Raw genomic sequence first — 22,562 nt, 5'->3', positions numbered from 1 at the left:
GCGGGGCGCGAACGCGGGGCGCGAAACGTCGAGCCTATCTTGACAAAATTACGGAAGCCACTTGTTACGCGTTCGCAAACGGCAGAACGTCGCACGTCCGCATAGCCGTTCCCAGAGTCGGGCGGCGTTACATGCGGAAGTGCTCGCCCAGATAGACGCGCCGCACGTTCTCGTTTTCGATGATGTCGCCGGGCGCGCCGGCCGCGAGCACACTGCCGTCGCTAATGATGTACGCGTGGTCACAGATGCCAAGCGTTTCGCGCACGTTATGGTCGGTGATCAGCACGCCGATATTGCGCTGCTTCAGGAACTTGACGATCTTCTGGATTTCAAGCACGGCGATCGGGTCGACGCCCGCGAACGGTTCGTCGAGCAGAATGAAGCTCGGGTTGGTCGCCAGCGCACGGGCGATCTCGACGCGCCGCCGTTCGCCGCCCGACAGTGACAGCGCCGGGTTCTCGCGCAGGTGAGCAATCTGCAACTCATCGAGCAACGCTTCGGTGCGTTGTGCGATGGCGTCCTTCGACAGGCGCTTGCCGTTGTCGTCGTACTGCAGTTCGAGCACCGCGCGGATGTTCTGCTCGACCGACAGCTTGCGGAACACCGAAGCCTCTTGCGGCAGATACGAAAGCCCGAGCGACGCGCGTTTATGAATGGGCAGCAGGCTGATTGACTTGCCGTCCAGGTCGATTTCACCGGCGTCGAGCGGCACAAGGCCGACGATCATATAGAACGACGTGGTCTTGCCCGCGCCGTTCGGTCCGAGCAGGCCGACCACTTCACCGCTTTTCACGTCGAGCGAGACGTCCTTGACGACCGTGCGCGAGCCATAACGCTTCTTCAGATTGCGCACGACGAGCGAACTGCTGGTGCCTGCCGGCTTGCGATTGGGGAGCGCAGGGGTGCTCACGGCTTCATGGTTCCTTGTTGTCCTTGACTTTCAGTGGACGACGGAGCGGTAGGGTTCGCGTTCTGGCCTTGGAAACGGGTCGACGGTTGCAGCGTGACCGGCGCGCCGGTGGTTTGTGCGCCGGTGTTGCGCGGCGCGAGCATCGCGCGCACGCGGCCCGTCGGGTTGCCGGGACCGGCGACATCCGGACCGGCTTTCGCCGTATAGAAATCTTTCTGGCCGTCGTACGTGATCACGCTGCCGTGCACCTCATCCATCACCGTCGATAGCCCTTGCAACCGGCGCACGGTCGCGCGCGTGGTCAGCGTGGTGAGGTCCTGCTTGCCGTCATAGTCGATGCGTTCGGCATTGCCTTCGATATATTCGTCGACGCCGTCGCGCTTTTGCCGGAAGTACGCGAGGTTTTTGCCGGTCGACGTGCCGGTCGCGAACTGATAGCCCTGCGGGTCCTGCGTGACCTCGACGCGATCGGCCCGGATCAGGATCGTGCCTTTGGTCGCGACTACATGACCGGTGAAGATGTTGACCTGTTTCAGGTCGTCGTACGTCATGTTGTCCGCTTCGATATTGAGCGGCTTGTCCTTGTCCGCGCGTTCGGCGTGCGCGACCGGAGCGAAGGCCGCAAGCGGCAGCGCGGCAAGCAAAGCCGCCAGCTGGACGACCAGCGGCGCGCGCCGCACGCGAAATGCGTGCAGCCTGCGCAGGCAGCCGACATAAAAACGGGGGAACGATTCGCTCATGCAGTCACGCTGGAAATGAAACACCCGGGTCACCTGGAGAGGCTGCCGGCCGAGTCCGATGCGGCGATGGCGCCGCGCACGCGTCCGAACAGCTTCATGACCCGGGTCACATTGTTGTAATTCATGCCGTCGGCCGTCATGACCGAAAGGCCGCGACGAAGTTTAACCGGCTTTTCAGTCTCGATCACATCGTCGTTCACCAGCACCCGAAAATGCTGCGAATCCGCTTGCATCTCCGGATCGCCGTCACCGGCAGCGCGGAGGATGCGCGCGTTGTCATACAGGTTGACGATCGATGCATCGCTGTTCACGGTACCCCAGTCGCCGGTTGCGGTGACGATCGGTTTGCCGGGCTGGAACGCACGGATTGCCGGTTTCGTCAGGTCGCTATCTTCCGTATCTTCGTAGTGAATCAGCTTCTGCGCGGTAAGCCGGTACTGGGTCGCGCCGGACTGGTCAAGCTCCGAGACCGAAAAATCGTCCGCGAAGTAATCGGGCGTATGCGCCTTCGGGCGGACTACGTCTTCATTCGTGTGCGGCTTCGTCGCCTGCAGCAGCCAGTAGGTGATACCGGCAAGCAGCGCCATCGCGACGACCGGAATCAGCGAAGTCCAGCGAAACCTGTTCATCCGTGCAATCCGTTCACAGTCCGCACGCGGCGCGCAGCAGATCGTCGTAACGATTCTGCGCGCGCAGCAGCGTGTCGCACACTTCGCGCACCGCGCCGTGGCCGCCGCGCGCTTCGCTGACCCAATGCGCACGGGCAATCACTTCCGGATGCGAATTGGCCGGCGCTGCCGCGAAGCCGACTTGCAGCATCACGGCGAGGTCGGGCCAGTCGTCGCCCATGTAACCGCATTGGTCGGCCTTCATGCCGGTCGTCTTCAGCAGGTCCGCGAACGCGACGCGCTTGTCTTCGACGCCCTGATAGACGTGCGTGATGCGCAGGTTCTTCGCGCGCTCGACGACAATCCCCGACTGGCGGCCGGTGATGATCGCCGTATCGATGCCCGCTTCGCGCAACAGCTTCGCGCCGTGGCCGTCCATCGAGTTGAACGACTTCATCCAGTCGCCTTCAGCCGTGAACATCAGGCCGCCGTCGGTCAGCACGCCGTCGACGTCGAAAATCATCAGCTTCACGCGGCTCGCGCGTTCGGTCGCGGTAAGGGAAACAGCCATCAGATCACCTTCTTCGAAAACAGGTCGTGCATATTGAGTGCGCCAATCAGTCGCCCGGCTTCATCGACAACGAGCAACTGATTGATGCGGTGCCGTTCCATCAGTTCCACGGCTTCGACCGCGAGGCGGTCCGGACCGATCGTGCGCGGATGCGGCGTCATCACCGTACCGATCGATAGATTGCGGAAGTCTCCGTCCCGTTCAAGTACCCGGCGCAAATCTCCGTCGGTGAAAATACCCTTCACGCGAGTATCTTCGTCGACCACCGCGGTCATGCCCATGCGCTTTGCAGTTAGCTGAAACAGCGCGTCGCGCACAGTCTCGTCGGGCGTCACCTGCGGCAATTGGTCACCGGTGCGCATCACGTCGCGTACATAGGTGAGCAGGCGCCGGCCGAGCGCGCCGCCCGGATGCGAGCGGGCAAAGTCGTCCGGGCCGAAGCCACGTTCCTCGAGCACCGCGACCGCGAGCGCGTCACCCAGCGCGAGCGCCGCGGTCGTGCTGGCGGTCGGCGCAAGATTCATCGGGCAGGCCTCTTTCGATACGCCCGCGTTCAGATGCACGTCAGCGATCGTTGCGAGGCTCGAGCCTGGCCGGCCGGTCATCGCGATCAGCTTCGCACCGAGCCGTTTGATCAGCGGCAGGATCGCAAGCAGTTCTTCCGATTCGCCCGAGTTCGACATCGCGATGAACACATCGTCCGACGTGATCATGCCGAGGTCGCCGTGACTGGCTTCGGCCGGGTGGACAAAGAATGCCGGCGTACCCGTGCTCGCGAGCGTCGCCGCGAGCTTGCGTGCGATATGGCCAGACTTGCCGATGCCTGATACCACCACACGGCCGCGACAGCCAAGAATGAAGTCGATCGCTTCGACGAAACCGTCGTCGAGCTGATCGCGAAGCGCGCGCACCGCGTCCGCTTCGATGTCGAGCACGTCACGAGCCAGAGCAAGTGCCCGGTCGCCATTGATTTTCGCTATCATTCGCGAAGTATAACAAAGGCGTATGTTCGCCGCGCCGGACGAGACCTGTCCGGACATCGCTTTCACGGGCCTCTGAACCTTGCCGCGCGGTGCTTTGCGCGCGGTGGCCGCTGACGAACCAGGACGCTTTCGCCGATGATTTCCCCGCTCGAAATGACGCTCTTCCTGCTGCTGGCTTCAGTGGTGGGCGTCGTCGTGTTCCGGTATCTGAATCTTCCACCGATGCTCGGCTATCTGACGGTCGGCATCCTGGTCGGACCGCATGCATTCGGGATCGTGCCGGACTCGAAGGGCGCGCAGAATCTGGCGGAGTTCGGCGTCGTGTTCCTGATGTTCTCGATCGGGCTCGAGTTCTCGCTGGCGAAGCTTAGAGCGATGCGCACGCTGGTGTTCGGGCTCGGCCTGTTGCAGGTGCTCGGTACGATCGGCGTTGCGCTCGTGCTGGGTTTCGCGTTCCAGCATTGGGTGCATCTGTCGTGGCAGGGCTGTATCGCGCTAGGCGGCGCGCTGGCGATGTCGTCGACCGCGATTGTCAGCAAGATGCTCGCGGAGCGGCTCGAGATCGAGACCGAGCACGGCCGCAATATCTTCGGCGTGCTGCTGTTTCAGGACCTCGCGGTGGTGCCGCTCCTGATCGTGATCGCGGCGCTCGGCGGTCAGACCGAAGACGTGATGGCGGCGCTCGGTCTCGCGTTCATCAAGATCGTCGTCGCCCTCGCGTTGCTGCTGATCGTCGGGCAGCGCTTTATGACGCGGTGGTTCAACGTGGTCGCGCGCCGGCGCTCGCAGGAGCTGTTCGTGCTGAACCTGCTGCTGGTGACGCTCGGCGCCGCGTTCATCACCGATAAATTCGGGCTGTCGCTCGCGCTCGGCGCGTTTATCGCCGGCATGCTGATCGCCGAAACACCGTACCGGCACCAGGTGGAAGAAGACATCAAGCCGTTTCGCGACGTGCTGCTCGGGCTCTTCTTCGTGACCACCGGCATGCTGCTGAACCCGCTCGTGATCTGGCATCACCCGTTTATCGTGCTCGGCTTCCTGATCGGGCCGATCCTGCTGAAAGCGGTGATGGTGACCGCGCTCGCGCGCCTGTTCGGGGCGACGCCGGGCGTCGCGATGCGTACCGGTCTCGGTCTCGCGCAGGCCGGTGAATTCGGCTTCGTGCTGCTGAACCTGATTCTCGACAAACATCTTGTCGACGCGACGTTGTTGCAGGCGATTCTCGCCGGCATGCTGCTGTCGATGCTGGCCGCGCCTTTCCTGATCCAGAACGCGGACCGGATCGTGCTGCGGCTGTCGTCGACGGAATGGATGCAGCAGTCGTTGCAGATGACGCGCATCGCAACGCAAAGCCTCAAGCAAAGCGGCCACGTGATCATCTGCGGCTACGGCCGGTCGGGGCAGAACCTTGCGCGGATGCTCGAACACGAAGGTTTGTCGTATGTTGCGCTCGACCTCGACCCGGACCGCGTGGCCGCGGCGGCGGCCGCCGGCGAACAGGTGGTGTTCGGCGATGCCGCGCGACGCGAGTCGCTGCTCGCGGCGGGCATTCATCGCGCACGAACGGTCGCGATCACTTATGCGAATACGCCGTCGGCGCTGCGGGTGCTGCACAACGTGCATGAGCTCGAACCTACGCTGCCGGTCATCGTGCGTACCGTCGACGATAGCGATCTCGACCGGCTGCTTGCGGCTGGTGCGACCGAAGTGATTCCGGAGATCGTCGAAGGCAGTCTGATGCTTGCGTCGCACACGCTTGTCGTGATGGGCGTGCCGATGCGGCGCGTGCTGCGGCGGGTCGAGGAGCTGCGCGACGAGCGCTATAGCCTGCTGCGTGGCTACTTCCACGGCGCCGACGACATCGACGATGACGACGGTCACGAACAGGTGCGGCTACAATCGGTGCCGGTCGACGAAAAGGCCGACGCGGTCGGCCGCACGCTCGCCGAACTGGGGTTGTTCGACCTGGGCCTCGAGGTGACGGCGATTCGCCGGCACGGGATTCGCGGCGTCGAGCCGGACCCGTCGACGAAGCTGCGTGCAAGCGACATCGTCGTGCTGCGCGGCTTGCCTGAAGCGCTGGCGGAAGCGGAAGAGCGGCTGTCGAAGCATCGGCGGGCGAGCGCGGCGACGGTCTGATTGAATGCAAGCGCATGCCAATTTATCCGCGCGGGCCCAAATGGGATGGTTGTTGTCCCCGAAACCGCGTGAGGCTAACTGAGGCCAATCCGCCGTCGCGCGCCGGCGCTGTGAGAAAAGCGCCGCGCCCTAATTGAAACATTCTCGAGTTTGATCCGGATCCTTACCGATCCCTCTGGAGACAGCATGTCCTACGCGCCCGCGAATCCGCCGCTCGATGCAGCGGAGTTCGTCAAAAGCCAGATCCGCACGGTCTCTGATTGGCCGCAGCCTGGTGTGCAGTTTCGCGATATCACGCCGCTTTTGCAGCACCCGAAGACGCTGCGCGTGCTGATCGATCTGTTCGTGCAGCGCTATATCGATGCGCAGCTCGACTACGTCGCGGGGCTCGATGCACGCGGTTTTATCATCGGGCCGATTCTCGCGTACGAGCTGAACATCGGCTTCATTCCAATCCGCAAGGCGGGCAAGCTACCGTACAAGCGCGTGTCGGAATCGTACGAGCTCGAGTACGGCTCGGCCACCGTCGAGATCCACGAAGACGCATGCAAGCCCGGCGATCGTGTGGTGATCGTCGACGACCTGATTGCGACCGGCGGCACGATGCTCGCCGGCAAGAAGCTGCTCGAGCGCCTGGGTGCCGAGGTGATCGAAGGCGCGGCGATTATCGATCTGCCGGACCTCGGTGGATCGGCGCTGCTGCGTTCGGCGGGATTGCCGCTTTATACGGTGACCGGTTTCGGTGGTCATTGATCTGGCTGTACTACCCATAACACGTCGTCATCATGTAAAAGGTCCTCACGATGCCCAATTTCATGCTGTTCCTTGCCACGTCGGTTGCGATCACGTTCGCGCCCGGCCCCGACAATCTGCAGGTGCTCGCGCGTGGCATTTCACAGGGCCGCGCGGCGGGCTTCGTCGCGGCGCTCGGCTTCGCGGCCGGCATCACGTTTCATACGACGCTCGCCGCGCTCGGCGTTGCCGCGGTGCTGCGCTCCTCACCGGTCGCGTTTCAGGTGATCAAGCTCGCAGGCGCTGCGTATCTGATCTGGATCGGTATCAAGGCGCTGCGCAGCAAAGGTCTTGCGACCGCGCACGATCGGCCGCCGCAACCGTTGTCGTCGATCTTCCGGCAAAGCGTGATCGGCAATATGCTGAACCCGAAGGTGACGTTGTTCTTCGTCGTGTTTCTGCCGCAATTCGTCGATCCTCATGGCGTGCAGAGCGTCGCCGTGCAGATGCTCGAACTGGGTGTGCTGTTCATGCTGCAGACGGTCGCGGTGTTTTCGCTGTTCGGCTTATGCGCGGGCGTGATCGGCAACTGGTTGAAGCGCCGGCCGCGTGCGGGCGTGTGGCTCGACCGCATTGCCGGCGCGACGTTTATCGCGATCGGCTTGCGCGTCGCGTTGCGCGATTGATGTGCTTGTTGCGGTGGTTTCGATTGATTGCGACGGGTCGCGATTGAATGGTTTCGCCCGCAACGAACTGAATAGACCGAGATCGACGGAGCTTTGATGACTTTGCCTTGCATTTGCGCCGCGCGCCGCTTCGATGCACGCGCGCACCGTTCGTTCCGGATCGACGGGCAGCAGGTTGGCTGGATACGCGTGACCGATGTGCCGCTGCTTGCAAACTGGCCGGACGTGTTCGAGATCGACGCGCAGCGCGTGACATTGAGTTCGCGCTTTTCGACAGTCGACAGCCGCAGCGCGGCGCTCGGCGCCGTCATCGGCGCACTTGCTGCTGACGGCCGCATTCCCGGCTGGCGCGACGAAACGTACGCGATCCGCAACGCATTCGATGCGCCGCCGCTCGCCTGCATCGAACGCGCTGCGTCGCGGTTTTTCGGCACGATGACCTACGCGGTGCATCTGAACGGCATCGTAGAATACGCGCAAGGTGCGCCACGGCTATGGATTGCCCGCCGCAGCGACACCAAGGCCACCGATCCCGGCATGCTGGATAACGTCGTCGCGGGCGGCATCGGCTGGGGTTTCAGTATCGGGACGACGATCATCAAGGAGTGCTGGGAAGAAGCAGGCATTCCGGAAGACGTCGCCGCGCGCGCTACACCGGGGCGCGCGGTGCATGTGTTGCAGTCGCTGCCCGAAGGCACGCAGGCCGAACAGATCTTTATCTACGACCTCGTACTGCCCGAAGATTTCGCACCACGCAATCAGGATGGCGAAGTCGGCGAACATCGGCTCGCCCGCATCGATGAAGTGGCGTGCTGGATCGAAGAAGGCGCGATGACCGTCGATGCGAGTCTTGCGACGCTCGATTGCATGCTGCGCCGGCAATGGATCGATGAAGACGCGTGCGCGGGCCTCGACGCATTGTTCGAACCGGCCGCGCCCGAATCCGGGGTTGGTCTCGCGTCGAATTGAACGAATCAAAGGTTTTGCAGAAGGGAGCCACCTGGGTCATGTCGACCGATCACAGCTTTATCCTCAAACTGTCGTGCGCCGATCGGCCCGGCATCGTGCACGCGGTCTCGGGCTTTCTGTTCGAGCGCGGCAGCAATATTCTCGACTCCGCGCAATTCGGCGACAGCCGTACCGGTGAGTTCTTCATGCGCGTGCACTTCCAGCAGGTGGGCGGTGATCCGGGTCTCGACGCACTGCGCGTCGCATTCGCGACGCTCGCCGAACAGTTCGGCATGCGCTGGGAACTGCACGACGCGACGGTGAAGCCGCGTGTCGTGATCATGGTGTCAAAGATCGGGCACTGCCTGAACGACCTGCTGTTCCGGTATCGCACCGGGCAGTTGAACATCGAGATACCGGCGATCATCTCGAACCACAAGGATTTCTATCAGCTTGCCGCGAGCTACGACATTCCGTTCCATCATTTCCCGCTCGCCGCGGCCAAGGGCGATGCAAAGGCCGATGCGAAAGCCGCGCAAGAGGCGCGTGTGCTCGAAGTAATCGACGAGCATCAGGCCGATCTGATCGTGCTCGCGCGCTATATGCAGATTCTTTCGCCGACACTCTGCGAGCGGCTCGCGGGGCGAGCAATCAATATTCACCACTCGTTTCTGCCGAGCTTCAAAGGGGCGAAGCCGTATTACCAGGCGTTCGATCGCGGCGTGAAGCTGATCGGCGCGACCGCGCACTACGTGACGACCGATCTCGACGAAGGCCCGATCATCGAGCAGGAGGTCGAGCGCGTCGACCACAGCATGGCGCCGGAGCAGCTGACGGCGATCGGCCGCGATGTCGAATGCGTGACGCTGGCGCGCGCGGTGAAGTGGCACGTCGAGCATCGGATCGTGCTGAACGGCAGCAAGACGGTGGTGTTCCGCTAGGCGGGCGGCCAACAGGCAAGTTCGCCGCTTGCCTCGCGATCACCGCGGCGTAGCGGTGGGTTCGACTCGCTCGGCGTGGTGGGTGCGATTGGCGGGCTCGGCGCGTTCGGCAGTCTGCTTGCCTGCCTGCGCCGTCCGTGGTGCTTTGCGCGGAGCGCGAATCTTGCGGCGCCGCGCTGCGAGCTTTTTCAGCCAGATCATCAGCCCGGTGACGCTCAATACGGCGACCGCCAGTCCAAGCGCGCTGATCACGATCCTGCCACCCAGTCCCGCAATCCGTCCCGAATGCAGCGGAAATTGCGCCTGCATGAAGATGTCGCCAGCCGAACCTTCACCCGGAATCGTCTCGCCCACCGGTCGACCAGTTTGCGCATTCAGATACAGCCACGCGTTGCCAAGCGGACCGTCGCCGTGATCGTTGCCCGCGGTGAAGAATCCCACGCCGTAGGTATGCAGCGTGGTCGCGTAGAAGAGGGCACCCGGCGGCGCGCTGAGGTGTTTTTCTTCCGCGATCCTGCGGGCGTCGTCGAGAATCCGCTCACGGCTCAGATTCGCTTTGCCCGGATGTGGCGTGCCGGCGAGCGTCGAGTCGGAGAAAGGCGTCGCCGTCAGCGGCGACAGTCGTGACACGATTGGCCGCACGACCTCATTGGCGAGATTCATCGACACCGACGTGACCGCCATCATCAGCAGCAGTCCCCAGATCCATACGCCGCCCGAGCGGTGCAGGTCGAACGTGAGCGGGTAGCCGCCGCGTTTGACGCGAAACACAAACGACTTGCGCCATGCATTGAAGTTCGGGAACGACAGCGCAAGCGCAATCATGCTGTCGAAAATCCATACGATGCCGACGATGCCCATCAGCCACGTGCCGACGTCGACGCCGCGCGTGAACGGCAGATGCAACGTGTAGTGCAACTTGTACAGAAACGGTATCAGGTTGAGCCGCGCGAGCGATACCGCGCCCCATTCGCGACGGCCTTGAATCGCACCTGTCGCCGGGTCGACGGCGAGCTGGTTGAAGTCGAGCTTGTACGGCTGCTGCGTATGCGGGTCGACGCGCGGCCACACCATCACTTGCAGCGTGTGGCCGGGTTCCGCTGCGAGCGGCAAATACGTGACTTGCAGACGCGGATCGTCGGCTTCGATCCGCCGCGCCACTTCGAGCGATGGCAGCGGCGGACCGTCGGTACGGGCGTGGAAGAACGACGGATTCAGCATTGCATCGAGTTCGTGGTCCCACGCGATTACCGCGCCCGTGAGTCCGGCGACAAACAGGAATAGCGCAGTCGCGATGCCGAACCATCGATGCAGAGGGACGAGAAGCGGCCTCATGCGCGAAACAAAGCGTCCGGTGAGTCCGGCAAAAGTAAAACCGCGACTGCGCGCGAAGCGAAGTCCATAACCGGCATCGGCCCTCATAAATAAGAATTGTTCGCATCTTAAAGACTTCGGCTGATCGCCGCAAGGGATCGCGCGTCCGGTATCGAAAGTGGACAGTAATCAAGCCACTGTGCGTGGTCAGCCGAAACCCGCTCCGGATCTATCTCTAAATGTGATGCGACAAAATGCCGCAGTACTTTTTCTTTCAAATTTCAGACGGAATTGGGCATCATCGCGTCTCTTGTAAATAAGAATTGTTCGCAACAATTTTCGCGAACACGCGACGAGGGCACACACAGCAATGCATCACGCCGAAGGACACGCACGGTCACTCCGATCCATACACGCATGCAACGCTCGGCTCGCGGTTAAGCCGACTCACCTGGCGGTCCTGTTCGCGATCGCGGCCGCGCCGCCCGCCGTATTCGCGCAGCAACAGCCTTCCGTTGACGCAACAGCGGATGCCGCGGAAAAAGCACTGCCGGCCGTGCGGATCACCGCATCGCAAGACGCACCGCTTCATCTGGACGAAGATGTCAGCAGCGGTGCCCTCGGCACCCGTTCGCAGCTCGACACGCCGTTCTCAACGACGATCGTGACCGACGAACAGCTGCAGGAAATGCAGCCGGCCAAGCTCGGCGAAGTGTTCATGCGAGACGCGTCGGTATCGGACAACAGCAATCCGTACAACGCATGGGCGAGCTACCTGACGGTGCGCGGCATGCAGCTCGACTGGCAGAACGCGTTCAAGATCGATGGCCTGCCGTTCAACGCGTATGGCATCACGATGCCGTACGAGCAGCTGGAGAGCGTTCAGTTGCTCAAGGGGTTGTCGGGCTTTATGTACGGCTTCGGCGCGCCTGGCGGCATCGTCAATTACGTGACGAAGAAGCCGCCGCGCTCAGCGAAGTTTTTCGGCAGCGTCGACGTCGGCTACCAGACCGACGGCATATGGAGCCAGCACGTCGATCTCGGCGGCCGGGTCGGCCCGAACGACATGTTCGGCTACCGGCTGAACGCAACGCACGAAGAAGGGCAGACGTACAACGACGGCCATGTCAGACGTAACGCGGTGTCGCTCGCACTCGATGCGCGGCTTACGCGCGACCTGACCGCGACGTTTGGTCTGCTATGGCAGGAACGGCACGCGACCGGCATCACAAGCGCGATCTATACCGCGCAATTCCCCGGTCTGAGCCTGCCGCCTCCGGTGAGCGGCGGCAGCCCGAATCTGTCGGGCCCGGACCAGCACCTGAACACGAACCTTCAGTGGTACACCGCGGGCTTGCGCTACAACCTGACGCCGGACTGGACCGCGAGCCTGACCTATGGCTACAGCAACAGCTCTCGTGACCGCAACGAAGGGACCTTCTTCCTGCAGAACTACCTCGGCAATTACAACGACTTCCGCTTCGCCGGCAAGGAGGGGAACCGCCTGACGTTCTGGCAGGCGATGGTCGAAGGCAACGTGAAGACCGGACCTTTCGCGCACCAACTGGTGTTCGGCGCGGCGTACCAGAAGCAGATCAACGATTACGAGGTCAGCAGCTTCTACGATCAGATCGGCACCGGCAATCTGTATCAGCCGAACACGAACGTGTTCTTCAGCCCGGAAGGCCTGTCGAGCTTCCCGAGCGCCGACATCATCCAGAAGTCGCTATTCGCAAGCGACACGATCCAGCTGACCGAGCGCTGGTCGGTGCTCGGCGGCGTGCGCTACACGAACTACGAACAGAACGGTTACGCGCTCGACGGTTCGACGACCTCGACGTATAGCAAGAACGGTGTGCTGACGCCGACCGTCGCGTTGATGTTCAAGCTCGCGCGCACGACGACGCTATACGCAAGCTACGTCCAATCGCTCGAACCCGGTTCGATTGTCGCGCCAACTTACGCGAACGGCGGCGCATTGCTGTCGCCGATTCGCAGCAAGCAGTACGAAGTCGGCGTCAAAAGCGAGCATGAGCGCTGGAGCGCGACGGCGGCGCTGTTCCGCATCGAGCGCGGCGCCGAGTATCCGAACAGTGCGAACGTCTACGTGCAGGATGGCGAACAGATCTTCCAGGGCGTTGAAGCGGGCGCGGATGTCAGGCTCGGCCGCGACTGGACCGTGGGTGGTGACCTGATGTGGATCGACACGAAGTATGAACGTGGCGCGGCGAATGTCGGTAACCGCGTGGCGGGTGCGCCGAAATTCGTCGGTGCGGCTTACGTCAGCTATGCGGTGCCGGCCGTTCCTGGTTTGCGGCTGGGTGTCGACGCCAAGTACACGGGCAATACGGAAGTGCGTCCGGCGGGCGGTCTGCAAACGGGCGGGTATTTGCTGGTGAATGCCGGCGCGAGCTATCTGACGCGCATTGGCGGTCACGACGTCACGCTGCGTGCATCCGTCGATAACCTGTTCAACCGCCGCTACTGGATGTTCCAGTACGCGGACTACGTGGGACCAGGCGATCCGCGCACGTTGTCGCTGAACGCGCGCTTCGACTTCTGATGTAGTGAAGGCGGACCCGACCCGGCAGGCGGCGGCTGCGTCAAACCAGCCGCAGATAGATCAGTTCGCGCTTGATGTACGCGTAAAAGATCGGCGCAGCGATCACGCCGGGAATGCCGAAACAGGCTTCCATCACGAGCATCGCGATCAGCAGCTCCCACGTGCGGGCCTCGATCTGACCGCCAACGATGCGCGCATTCAGGAAGTACTCGAGCTTGTGGATCAGGATCAGAAACACGAGCGACGTGACTGCGGCCGGAAAGCTTACCGACAACGCAACCGCGACGATCAGCGTATTTGAAATCAGATTGCCGATCACCGGCAGCAAGCCGACGATAAACGTGACCATCACCAGCGTTTTCGCAAGCGGCAGCGGCGCGTGAAAGACCGGCAGCAACAGCAGCAGGTAGATGGCGGTGAACACGGTGTTGATCAACGAGATCTTCACCTGCGCGAACACGATGCGCCGGAACGCGTCGGCAAAGCGTGAGACGCGCTGGATCAGCGCGGTCGACACCGGCAGACGCTGCACATGCTTCTGCGCGCCAACCGCGACGATCGCACCGATAATCATGCCGATCAGCACGTGCGTGAAGCCGCGCGCGACCATCTTGCCGCTTTGCTGCAGCATGCCCGCGTGCGTGTGCATCATCGACGCGGCTCTTTCCTTCATCTGATCGACGTCGACGGGAAGATTGTCGGCGATGAATTGCGGCACGCGGCCACGTGCCTGGTCGATCAGCTGCATCGCCTGATCGAGTAGCTGCTGCACGCTTGGCACGTCGTGTTCGAAGTGTTCGATGATGCCGATTGTGAAACCGGTCAGCGTGCCGACAATCACGATGGACAGCCACACGACCGCCAGCCAGCGCGCCCAATGGCTCGACATATGCCGCTCGATGCGCGGCGAGATGGTATGGACTAGCTGGAATACGAGCATGCCGGCGAGCAGCGCGCCGAGCAGCTTTAGTTCGAGCACCGCGATCATCGCCAGCAGCGCGATCACATAGCTGCCGATTTCCACCGCCGACAGCCTGGGCAGGCTCATATCGCTCGTCAGCCTGACCGGGCGGGGGCGCAGGTCTTGTACCGGCTTTTCGTCGGTCGCCTCGTTACGCTTGGCCATGGCGTTTCCAGTCTCCAAACTTCGGGTTATGCGCTTTGTTTGGCGGCTCTCGTTGACTTGTTTGCCGCGTTGCTTGCTGCCTTGCCGCTTGCACTCGCTGCTGATCCCACCGTCTGCGCGCCACGCTCGAGCAGCGGCGCCAGATAGCGGCCGGTAAAACTTGCCTTCGACTGCGCGACCTGCTCCGGCGTGCCCTGCGCGATGATTTGCCCGCCGCCTGCGCCGCCCTCCGGACCGAGGTCGATCAGCCAGTCGGCGGTTTTGATCACGTCGAGATTATGCTCGATGATTACCACTGTATTGCCTTGATCGCGGAGCCGGTGAATCACCTCGAGCAACAGCGCGATGTCGTGGAAGTGTAGCCCGGTAGTCGGTTCGTCCAAAATGTATAGCGTGCGACCGGTATCGCGCTTGCTCAGTTCCAGCGACAGCTTCACGCGTTGCGCTTCGCCGCCCGACAGCGTCGTGGCCGACTGGCCGAGGCGAATATAGCCGAGGCCGACGTCGAGCAGCGTCTTCAGCTTGCGAGCGATGACCGGCACCGCCTTGAAGAAATCGTGCGCATGTTCGACGGTCATGTCGAGCACTTCGCTGATGTTCTTGCCCTTGTACTGCACTTCCAGCGTTTCGCGGTTATAGCGCTTGCCATGGCAGACATCGCACGGCACATACACATCGGGCAGAAAGTGCATTTCGACCTTCAACACGCCATCGCCCTGGCACGCCTCGCAGCGACCGCCCTTCACATTGAACGAAAAGCGGCCCGGATCGTAGCCGCGTTCCTTTGCGGCGGGCACACCCGCGAACAGTTCGCGGATCGGCGTGAATACGCCGGTGTAGGTGGCCGGGTTCGAGCGCGGCGTGCGGCCGATCGGCGATTGATCGACGTTGATCACCTTGTCGAAGTGCTCGAGGCCTTCGATCGCTTCGAACGGCGCCGGCTCGGTTGACGAGCCGTACAGGTGATGCGCGACCGCCTGATACAGCGTGTCGTTGATCAGTGTCGACTTGCCGGAGCCCGACACGCCGGTGACGCAGGTGAGCAGGCCCACCGGCAGATCGAGCGTGACACGCTTCAGATTGTTGCCATACGCCTCGACGATACGCAGGTGCCGCTCGTCCGGCTGCTTGCGGTCCTGCGGATACTCGATGCGCCGCGTGCCGTTCAGATACTGGCCGGTGAGCGACGCCGGATCCGCCTGCACTTGATCGGGCGTGCCTTCGGCGATCACCATGCCGCCGTGCTCGCCGGCTCCCGGCCCCATGTCGACGATATAGTCGGCCATCCGGATCATGTCTTCGTCGTGCTCGACCACGACCACCGAGTTGCCGAGATCGCGCAGATGCTTCAGCGTCGAGATGAGCCGGTCGTTGTCGCGCTGATGCAGGCCGATCGACGGTTCGTCGAGCACGTACATCACGCCGGTCAGGCCGGAGCCGATTTGCGACGCGAGCCGGATGCGCTGCGCCTCGCCGCCCGACAGCGTTTCGGCGCTGCGCTCGAGCGACAGGTAATCGAGCCCGACGTTATTCAGAAACATCAGGCGTGCGACGATTTCCTTGATGACCTTGTCCGCGATATCGCGTTTCGCGCCTTCGAGACGCAGCGTCTGGAAATAGCCGAGCGTATCGCGCAGCGGCCAGCCGCTGATTTCGTAGATGCCGCGCGCGTCGCTGTCCGCGCCGATGCGCACGAAGCGCGCTTCGCGGCGCAGACGCGTGCCCTCGCACGCGGGGCACGCCTGATTGTTCTGATACTTCGCGAGTTCCTCGCGCACGGCGACCGAATCGGTTTCGCGATAGCGCCGCTCGAGGTTCGGGATGATCCCTTCGAACACATGCTCGCGCACCGACGTGCGGCCGCGCTCATTGATATACGAGAACGGGATGGTTTGCTTGCCCGAACCATACAGCAGGACCTTGCGGATTTTCTCCGGCAGTTCCTCGAACGCCGTATCGATGTCGAACTCATAGAACGCCGCGAGACTTTGCAGCATCTGGAAGTAAAACTGGTTGCGCCGGTCCCAGCCCTTCACCGCGCCCGCGGCGAGTGACAGCGACGGATGCGCGACCACCCGCTTCGGATCGAAGAACGTGATCTGTCCCAGCCCGTCGCATTCCGGGCACGCGCCCATCGGGTTGTTGAACGAAAAAAGGCGCGGCTCGAGTTCCTGCAGCGAGTACGAGCAGATCGGGCAGGCGAACTTCGAGCTGAACAGATGCTCGGCATCGGTGTCCATTTCGAGCGCGAGCGCCCGGCCGTCGGCGAGGCGCAGCGCCGTTTCGAACGATTCGGCGAGCCGCTGCTTCATGTCCGGCCGCACTTTCAGACGGTCGACGACCACGTCGATCGAATGTTTGTCGTTCTTCTTGAGCGCCGGCAGCGAATCCACTTCGTAGATCTTCGCGACGCCTTCATTCGCGGTGCCGCCGCCCGAGCGCACGCGAAAGCGAATGAAGCCTTGCGCCTGCATCTCTTCGAACAGCTCCGCGTGCTCGCCCTTGCGATTCGAGACGACCGGCGCGAGGATCATCAGTTTGGTGTCTTCCGGCAGCGCGAGCACCGCGTCGACCATTTGCGACACGCTTTGCGCTTCGAGCGGGATGCCGTGGTCGGGACAGTACGGCGTGCCGACGCGCGCAAACAGCAGACGCAAGTAGTCGTGAATTTCGGTCACCGTGCCGACGGTCGAGCGCGGATTGTGCGACGTCGCTTTCTGCTCGATCGAAATAGCCGGCGACAGCCCTTCGATCAGATCGACGTCGGGCTTTTCCATTAGCTGTAGAAATTGCCGCGCGTACGCCGACAGGCTTTCGACATAGCGCCGTTGCCCTTCCGCATAAAGCGTGTCGAACGCGAGCGACGACTTGCCCGACCCCGACAGCCCCGTGATCACGATCAATTTGTGACGCGGCAGGTCGAGATTGACGTTTTTCAGGTTGTGGGTGCGAGCCCCACGGATACGGATTTGTTCCATGAACCTGCGGGAAGAAGGGAAACTAAACCTGCTACTATAACGACTTTTCCAGACCGCCGTTACGGCGACCTGATCGTGCCCGAAAGCCTGCGCAAGCGCGCCAACGGCGCAGCAGTAGGGCGGAATGTGCGGCCAATCTGGAACGGGTGGCTCGACCATGCGTGAACGACACGCCTGAAGAAAGCGACCGAAAGCAGCGGCTAAAAGCGGCAGCTGAAAGCAGCGACTGAAAGTAGCGACTGAAAGTAGCATGCAGTCCATTGCGGCCCGGCGAGCGGTCGACATCGCAAAAGCGCGGCCAAAGTACGACTACGGCAAACAAATCGTGGCAACAGACGTAGCAGAAAGCGCGGCAAATCAGCACAGCAGCGGCAACGGCATCAATCATGAATCCGGGCGCCGTAACCTGCTAGCCGGCGAGGCCGCGACGCTGTCAGCTGCGCTTGCATCCCTGCTTGTATCGGTATCCGCACCCGCACGTTCATCCGAGTATCTCCGTCGATGTCTTCCAATCCGTCTGTCACTTCCCCACGCATGAGCGCGTCCGAGTTGCGCGCGACCATGGCGCTTGCGTCGATCTTCGCGTTGCGCATGCTCGGACTGTTCATGATCATGCCGGTGTTCTCGGTCTACGCGAAGACGATCCCCGGCGGCGACAACGTGCTGCTCGTTGGTATCGCGCTCGGTGCATATGGTGTCACGCAATCGCTGCTGTATATCTTTTATGGCTGGGTGTCGGACAAGGTGGGCCGCAAGCCGGTCATCGCGACCGGCCTGCTGATTTTCGCGCTCGGCAGCTTCGTTGCCGCGCTCGCGCATGACATGACGTGGATCATCGTCGGCCGGGTGATCCAGGGGATGGGCGCGGTGTCGTCCGCGGTGATCGCGTTTATCGCGGACCTGACTTCCGAGGAACATCGCACCAAAGCGATGGCGATGGTGGGCGGCAGTATCGGCATCTCGTTCGCGGTCGCAATTATCGGCGCGCCGATTGTGTTTCACTGGGTCGGCATGAGCGGCCTGTTCGCGCTGATCGGCGTGTTTTCCGTGCTGGCGGTCGGCGTCGTGCTGTGGGGCGTGCCCGACGCGCCGAAGCCGGTGCATGTGCGCGCGCCATTCGCCGAGGTGCTGCACAACGTCGAGTTGCTGCGGCTCAATTTCGGTGTGCTGGTGCTGCATGCGACGCAGACCGCGCTGTTTCTGGTCGTGCCGCGCATCCTCGAAGCGAACGGCCTGCCGGTCCGCTCGCACTGGATGGTGTACCTGCCGGTGATGGCGCTGTCGTTCGTGATGATGGTTCCCGCGATCATCGCCGCGGAGAAGCGCGGCAAGATGAAAACGGTACTGGTCAGTGCGATTGCTCTTATCCTGATCGGCCAGTTACTGTTGGGCGCTGCACCGCATACCATAGCGATCGTGGCGGCGATCCTGTTCGTCTATTTTCTGGGCTTCAACATTCTCGAGGCGTCACAGCCGTCGATGGTGTCGAAGCTCGCGCCCGGCACCCGCAAGGGGGCTGCGATGGGCGTCTACAACACAACGCAGTCGATCGGGCTCGCGCTTGGTGGTGTGATCGGTGGCTGGCTGCTGAAAACAGATGGATCGAGCGCGGTGTTTTACGCGTGTTCGGGGCTCGTTTTCTGCTGGCTTATAATCGCCGCAACCATGAAGCAGCCTCCGCGCAAAGCTTGACAACGCCGCCCGCGACGGAATCGATACATCGTATGGGACCGGGGTAAGCGCTGAAGCGCGAACTCCGATCGACACAGGGAAGGAGAGAATCTTATGGCATCCGTGAACAAGGTCATTCTCGTCGGCAACCTCGGCGCCGATCCGGAAGTCCGTTATCTTCCGAGCGGCGACGCGGTGGCGAACATTCGCCTTGCCACGACCGACCGGTATAAGGACAAAGCGTCCGGTGAAATGAAGGAAATGACCGAGTGGCATCGCGTGTCGTTCTTCGGCCGGCTCGCGGAAATTGTGTCCGAATATCTGAAGAAAGGCTCGTCGGTTTATATCGAAGGCCGCATTCGCACGCGCAAATGGCAAGCGCAGGACGGCACCGACCGTTACTCGACTGAAATCGTCGCGGACCAGATGCAGATGCTGGGCGGTCGCGGTGGTGCGGGCGGCGGCGGTGATGATGGCGGCTATAGCCGTGAGCCTGCCGAGCGTAGCAGTGGTGGCGGGCGCGCGGTGGGCGGTGGTGGCGCTGCGCGCAGCGGCGGCGGCGCGGCGAGCCGGCCAAGTGCGCCGGCCGGCGGTGGTTTCGACGAGATGGACGACGATATCCCGTTCTAAACCCGACGCAAGCCGCTCAGTCGGCGAACACAGCGGCATCAATACAAACACAAAGGCCGGAACCATCGATGAGATGGTTCCGGCCTTTTGTTGTTTCCTTCGTCGGGCGATGCCGCGCCGATCGCGCGGCATTGGTCAACAACCGCTCAGCACAATTCGGATTGCCAGGCGACGCCATATTGCCGATGCTTGCTCAGCGCTCCCGCGACCGTTGCACGGCCCTGCGCGACGACATCGGCAACCTCGTTCTTCGACATCGCCAGCACATCGCCCGCTTCCGCGTAGCTCAAGCCTTCGACCAGCACCAGCAGCATCGGTACGCGCTGCGCGTCGGGCAGCGAGCTGACCGCGTGCCGCAACAGGCAATGTGCGCAGCTCGTCGCAAGCTGCTCGCACGATCCGTCGCACGTGCAATCGCCTTTAAGAGGCCGCAGCCGCGCATGGCGCTGCGCGTAGCCTTCTTCAAGCCAGACGGCGGCCATAATCGAAAAGAGCCGGTGCATCGGGCCCAGGCAGCGCGACGCGCTGCGGCTCCAGTCGCCTGTCGTGAAGCGTCGGCATGCCTGCACCACGAGACGTTCGGCGTCCCGCTCCTGCTCGGTGAGGCGCAGCGCGAACGCCCAGATGCGCGGCAACGACTCGATGCCGGTCAAAGTATCCTGGTTGACCATACGTCAGTGCCTCCCTTGCATGCGTCGATTCCGCGCCGGTGTCTCGATCGGGTTCCAAACCTCGCGACCGACAAAGCCATCCGCGGTTTACGCGAATCGCCCGGACCTTGTGAAGCAACAGGTGTGAGTAAGGATTTTGTATTGAGTAAGACGGGGTCGTTGTCCACTGGATAGACCACCCGCGACTTGTGACCGATGTTAAAGACTGCGAAAGCAGTTCAACACCATGATCAACGAAAGGTAACGTTGCATGACGCGTAACGAACCTCGCGGATGCGAGCGATCACGCGGCCAATGCTCGACTCGACATCGATGAAGACTCACCATTCCGCGGCTGCAATGCTGATATGCGTTTTCAGGCGAGCACACACACAGTCAGACTTCAGTCGACGTGGCGACAAACCTCATGATGGCCAGCTCATCGCGACCGAGCGCGACCGGTAGCTTCTCCGCAATCAGGTCGATCCACGCGCGGGTTTGCGCAGGCAAATAGCGTCGCGACGAGATAAGCGAGTAGACGCCGATCTCCGGCGTGCGCCATTGCGGCAGAACCGGCACGAGCTGGCCGCTGTTCAGGCTGTCGATGATCGCCCAAGGCGGCAGCAACGCAATGCCGAGTCCGCTCAACGCCGCGCTCAACACGGCATCCGTCGAATCACCCTTGAAAGGACCGGACACCGGTAGCGTGATCGTCGAATCGCCGTCGGTCAATTGCCAGTCGCGCGTAATGTTGACGAGCTTCAGGCAACTGTACGTCATCAGATCTTCGGGGTGCGACGGCGTGCCGTGCCGCGCGAGAAAATCGGGCCGCGCGCACAGCATGCCGCGCATCCCGCCGACCCGGCGGCCGACCAGCGTCGAGTGCGGCAGTTCCTGGGCGAAGTAGACGCTCGAATCGATGCCCTCGGCGAGCACATCCGGCGCGTTCTGGCGCGTCGAGAATTCGACCTTCACATCCGGATAACGCTGCAGGTAGTCCATCAGCAACGGCAACAGATGATACCGGCCGAAGCCGGACATGCACGACACCTTCAGCGTGCCGGCGGGGCGCGTTGCCGCGTCGCGGGCTTCGTTTTCCGCTTCATCGACCAGATCGAGGATCGACCGGCACTTGAGCAGATAACGTTCGCCCGGACCGGTCAAAGATACGTGGCGAGAATTGCGATGCAGTAACTTGGTGCCGAGACGTTGCTCGAGTTCGCCGACCATCCGCGAGACCTGCGCCGGGGTCAAGTCTGACTGTAAAGCGGCAGCGGTAAAGCTGCGCGCATCGACGACGCGCACGAATAGACGTATCGCGTGTAGCAGGCCGGAATTTAAACGGGGTGGACTAGTAGGCATGGTGCCGGTTGAATGGGTGCCAAGGATCGTCCGGTCAACGCGGTCCCCGGATTTATTGTGGTTTGAGTCGGCCGCAAAGTGGCCTATTGAACGGAGAACAGCCTGATGCGTGTTTTATTCCGGGGTCCATTGCGATTCGGGTTGATCGCTGGTTAATGTAATGTATTAGTAATATTAGGGGGCTGTGCCGGTCCTCGCTTTCATGACGTCACGCCCGCGGCGATGGGGGCGAGGCCAAAAAAAAGACCCCGCGTCGCCGCGGGGTCTTTCCATCCATCTGACGAAGCCGATGTCGCGCACCGGCCAGCGAGCGTCGGTCAATTTCCGCCACCGCCTCTGCGGATGCCGAGCGTGATCTTGTTCGTTACGGATTTCACGCCGTTCACGCCCTGCGCGACTGTCGCGGCCTGGGCGATCTGGCCGCTCTCAGGCACGGTGCCGGTCAGCGTCACGTTGCCGTCGCGCGCCCTGACGAACACGTTGGATACGTCGAAGCCTTGTGCCTTGGCCAATGCACGGCGCACGTCGCGACCGAGCCGGCGGTTCGCCTGCTTCACCGCTTTCGCATCACTTGTCGTCATGGCCGGCGGATTCGCCGTCGTATCGGTCGACTGCTGCGACCAGGCGGTCGACGTCACTGCCACACATCCTGCAACAACCATCACCTTCAACAGATCGATTGCGTTCATGACCGCTCCTTTGTCTCGGTTTTTGGGGGGGCCCGCGTGACGAATCGGAAAAACACAAACAAAAATAAAAATAGGCAATCGCCGCACTAATGCAAGACCAATTTGCCGCATATCGCCTGGCGGCAAACAGAGTATGCGCGCGTCTCTCGTTAAATGCATCGCGCTTGCTGCGCGCGGTCAGTCGCGACCACTTGACCGGTAAAGCGAAGCAAACCCGATGGGTTTTGCTTGCCTGATTAGCCCGCGGAAACGTCGATTAAGCGTACGGAATAAATCCGATTCGACGATTGTTTTCGGGGTGGCGGTGACGTCCCGCTTTGA

19 protein-coding genes are annotated in these 22,562 nt (G+C 62.2%); 8 read left to right on the top strand and 11 right to left on the bottom strand.

Annotated features, from left to right (window positions below):
• Positions 1-127: 127 nt before the first annotated feature.
• The 5 genes from lptB to kdsD are packed head-to-tail and all read right to left on the bottom strand — an operon-like array spanning position 128 to position 3,812.
• A complete protein-coding gene (gene lptB, locus BX592_RS05285; RefSeq protein WP_134190611.1) occupies positions 128-910 on the bottom strand; it encodes an LPS export ABC transporter ATP-binding protein in 783 nt (260 codons plus the stop codon).
• Positions 907-1,650, bottom strand: coding sequence for a lipopolysaccharide transport periplasmic protein LptA (gene lptA / locus BX592_RS05280; RefSeq protein WP_134190610.1), 744 nt, complete (start codon positions 1,648-1,650; stop codon positions 907-909). The genes lptB and lptA overlap by 4 nt, the downstream gene beginning before the upstream one ends.
• A gap of 29 nt (positions 1,651-1,679) precedes the next feature.
• Positions 1,680-2,279: an LPS export ABC transporter periplasmic protein LptC gene (lptC, locus tag BX592_RS05275; protein WP_134190609.1), complete on the bottom strand. Its 600-nt coding sequence runs from the start codon at positions 2,277-2,279 to the stop codon at positions 1,680-1,682.
• Positions 2,280-2,292: 13 nt separating this feature from the next.
• Positions 2,293-2,829: a KdsC family phosphatase gene (locus BX592_RS05270; RefSeq protein WP_134190608.1), complete on the bottom strand. Its 537-nt coding sequence runs from the start codon at positions 2,827-2,829 to the stop codon at positions 2,293-2,295.
• Positions 2,829-3,812: an arabinose 5-phosphate isomerase KdsD gene (gene kdsD / locus BX592_RS05265; RefSeq protein ID WP_134190607.1), complete on the bottom strand. Its 984-nt coding sequence runs from the start codon at positions 3,810-3,812 to the stop codon at positions 2,829-2,831. The genes BX592_RS05270 and kdsD overlap by 1 nt, the downstream gene beginning before the upstream one ends.
• Positions 3,813-3,947: 135 nt before the next feature.
• Here kdsD and BX592_RS05260 point away from each other — a divergent pair, with 135 nt between their 5' ends.
• The 5 genes from BX592_RS05260 to purU all read left to right on the top strand — a co-directional run bounded on the left by BX592_RS05260 (position 3,948) and on the right by purU (position 9,258).
• The gene (locus tag BX592_RS05260; RefSeq protein ID WP_134190606.1) at positions 3,948-5,951 is read left to right on the top strand and encodes a monovalent cation:proton antiporter family protein; all 2,004 of its coding nucleotides are present in this window, start codon (positions 3,948-3,950) and stop codon (positions 5,949-5,951) included.
• A 186-nt stretch (positions 5,952-6,137) separates the two neighbouring features.
• Complete coding sequence (locus tag BX592_RS05255) at positions 6,138-6,704, top strand: adenine phosphoribosyltransferase (protein WP_134190605.1); 567 nt, start codon at positions 6,138-6,140, stop codon at positions 6,702-6,704.
• 50 nt (positions 6,705-6,754) lie between these two features.
• Entirely contained in the window at positions 6,755-7,369 is a 615-nt protein-coding gene (locus tag BX592_RS05250; RefSeq protein WP_134190604.1) for a LysE family translocator, read from the top strand.
• Between the two features lie 96 nt (positions 7,370-7,465).
• Positions 7,466-8,338 (top strand): NUDIX hydrolase, encoded by an 873-nt coding sequence (locus tag BX592_RS05245; protein WP_134190603.1) that lies wholly within the window; start codon positions 7,466-7,468, stop codon positions 8,336-8,338.
• A 38-nt stretch (positions 8,339-8,376) separates the two neighbouring features.
• Positions 8,377-9,258, top strand: coding sequence for a formyltetrahydrofolate deformylase (gene purU, locus BX592_RS05240; RefSeq protein WP_134190602.1), 882 nt, complete (start codon positions 8,377-8,379; stop codon positions 9,256-9,258).
• Positions 9,259-9,297: 39 nt separating this feature from the next.
• On the opposite strand, the gene BX592_RS05235 is transcribed toward purU, so the two are convergent.
• Positions 9,298-10,593 (bottom strand): PepSY-associated TM helix domain-containing protein, encoded by a 1,296-nt coding sequence (locus BX592_RS05235; RefSeq protein WP_134190601.1) that lies wholly within the window; start codon positions 10,591-10,593, stop codon positions 9,298-9,300.
• Positions 10,594-10,942: 349 nt separating this feature from the next.
• Between BX592_RS05235 and BX592_RS05230 the strand changes: the two genes are divergently transcribed.
• A complete protein-coding gene (locus BX592_RS05230) occupies positions 10,943-13,135 on the top strand; it encodes a TonB-dependent siderophore receptor (RefSeq protein ID WP_134190600.1) in 2,193 nt (730 codons plus the stop codon).
• Positions 13,136-13,175: 40 nt separating this feature from the next.
• Here the strand turns inward: BX592_RS05230 and BX592_RS05225 are convergent, their stop codons facing one another.
• On the bottom strand, positions 13,176-14,261 hold the full coding sequence (locus tag BX592_RS05225) for an AI-2E family transporter (RefSeq protein WP_134190599.1): 1,086 nt from the start codon (positions 14,259-14,261) through the stop codon (positions 13,176-13,178).
• Between the two features lie 26 nt (positions 14,262-14,287).
• The gene (gene uvrA, locus BX592_RS05220; protein ID WP_166676303.1) at positions 14,288-17,239 is read right to left on the bottom strand and encodes an excinuclease ABC subunit UvrA; all 2,952 of its coding nucleotides are present in this window, start codon (positions 17,237-17,239) and stop codon (positions 14,288-14,290) included.
• Between the two features lie 501 nt (positions 17,240-17,740).
• On the opposite strand from uvrA, the gene BX592_RS05215 reads away from it, so the two are divergent.
• Both BX592_RS05215 and BX592_RS05210 read left to right on the top strand, forming a co-directional pair.
• Entirely contained in the window at positions 17,741-18,931 is a 1,191-nt protein-coding gene (locus BX592_RS05215) for an MFS transporter (RefSeq protein WP_341803393.1), read from the top strand.
• A gap of 93 nt (positions 18,932-19,024) precedes the next feature.
• A complete protein-coding gene (locus BX592_RS05210) occupies positions 19,025-19,540 on the top strand; it encodes a single-stranded DNA-binding protein (protein ID WP_134190598.1) in 516 nt (171 codons plus the stop codon).
• Between the two features lie 146 nt (positions 19,541-19,686).
• On the opposite strand, the gene BX592_RS05205 is transcribed toward BX592_RS05210, so the two are convergent.
• The 3 genes from BX592_RS05205 to BX592_RS05195 form a co-directional block, all read right to left on the bottom strand.
• Positions 19,687-20,211: an RNA polymerase sigma factor gene (locus tag BX592_RS05205; RefSeq protein ID WP_134190597.1), complete on the bottom strand. Its 525-nt coding sequence runs from the start codon at positions 20,209-20,211 to the stop codon at positions 19,687-19,689.
• A gap of 375 nt (positions 20,212-20,586) precedes the next feature.
• Positions 20,587-21,552 (bottom strand): LysR family transcriptional regulator, encoded by a 966-nt coding sequence (locus BX592_RS05200; RefSeq protein WP_134190596.1) that lies wholly within the window; start codon positions 21,550-21,552, stop codon positions 20,587-20,589.
• Positions 21,553-21,869: 317 nt separating this feature from the next.
• Positions 21,870-22,241: a BON domain-containing protein gene (locus BX592_RS05195; RefSeq protein WP_134190595.1), complete on the bottom strand. Its 372-nt coding sequence runs from the start codon at positions 22,239-22,241 to the stop codon at positions 21,870-21,872.
• Positions 22,242-22,562: the final 321 nt, after the last annotated feature.

Source organism: Paraburkholderia rhizosphaerae (assembly GCF_004366595.1).
Lineage (GTDB): Bacteria > Pseudomonadota > Gammaproteobacteria > Burkholderiales > Burkholderiaceae > Paraburkholderia > Paraburkholderia rhizosphaerae.
Note: the sequence above shows the minus strand (reverse complement) of the source record. Positions and strands in the feature narration are given on the sequence as shown.

Coding starts and splice junctions, on each gene's coding strand:
- lptA (WP_134190610.1), bottom strand. CDS start 1,650: ATGAGCGAATCGTTCCCCCGTTTTTATGTCGGCTGCCTGCGCAGGCTG.
- lptC (WP_134190609.1), bottom strand. CDS start 2,279: ATGAACAGGTTTCGCTGGACTTCGCTGATTCCGGTCGTCGCGATGGCG.
- BX592_RS05270 (WP_134190608.1), bottom strand. CDS start 2,829: ATGGCTGTTTCCCTTACCGCGACCGAACGCGCGAGCCGCGTGAAGCTG.
- kdsD (WP_134190607.1), bottom strand. CDS start 3,812: ATGATAGCGAAAATCAATGGCGACCGGGCACTTGCTCTGGCTCGTGAC.
- BX592_RS05260 (WP_134190606.1), top strand. CDS start 3,948: ATGATTTCCCCGCTCGAAATGACGCTCTTCCTGCTGCTGGCTTCAGTG.
- BX592_RS05255 (WP_134190605.1), top strand. CDS start 6,138: ATGTCCTACGCGCCCGCGAATCCGCCGCTCGATGCAGCGGAGTTCGTC.
- BX592_RS05250 (WP_134190604.1), top strand. CDS start 6,755: ATGCCCAATTTCATGCTGTTCCTTGCCACGTCGGTTGCGATCACGTTC.
- BX592_RS05245 (WP_134190603.1), top strand. CDS start 7,466: ATGACTTTGCCTTGCATTTGCGCCGCGCGCCGCTTCGATGCACGCGCG.
- purU (WP_134190602.1), top strand. CDS start 8,377: ATGTCGACCGATCACAGCTTTATCCTCAAACTGTCGTGCGCCGATCGG.
- BX592_RS05235 (WP_134190601.1), bottom strand. CDS start 10,593: ATGAGGCCGCTTCTCGTCCCTCTGCATCGATGGTTCGGCATCGCGACT.
- BX592_RS05230 (WP_134190600.1), top strand. CDS start 10,943: ATGCATCACGCCGAAGGACACGCACGGTCACTCCGATCCATACACGCA.
- BX592_RS05225 (WP_134190599.1), bottom strand. CDS start 14,261: ATGGCCAAGCGTAACGAGGCGACCGACGAAAAGCCGGTACAAGACCTG.
- uvrA (WP_166676303.1), bottom strand. CDS start 17,239: ATGGAACAAATCCGTATCCGTGGGGCTCGCACCCACAACCTGAAAAAC.
- BX592_RS05215 (WP_341803393.1), top strand. CDS start 17,741: ATGTCTTCCAATCCGTCTGTCACTTCCCCACGCATGAGCGCGTCCGAG.
- BX592_RS05210 (WP_134190598.1), top strand. CDS start 19,025: ATGGCATCCGTGAACAAGGTCATTCTCGTCGGCAACCTCGGCGCCGAT.
- BX592_RS05205 (WP_134190597.1), bottom strand. CDS start 20,211: ATGGTCAACCAGGATACTTTGACCGGCATCGAGTCGTTGCCGCGCATC.
- BX592_RS05200 (WP_134190596.1), bottom strand. CDS start 21,552: ATGCCTACTAGTCCACCCCGTTTAAATTCCGGCCTGCTACACGCGATA.
- BX592_RS05195 (WP_134190595.1), bottom strand. CDS start 22,241: ATGAACGCAATCGATCTGTTGAAGGTGATGGTTGTTGCAGGATGTGTG.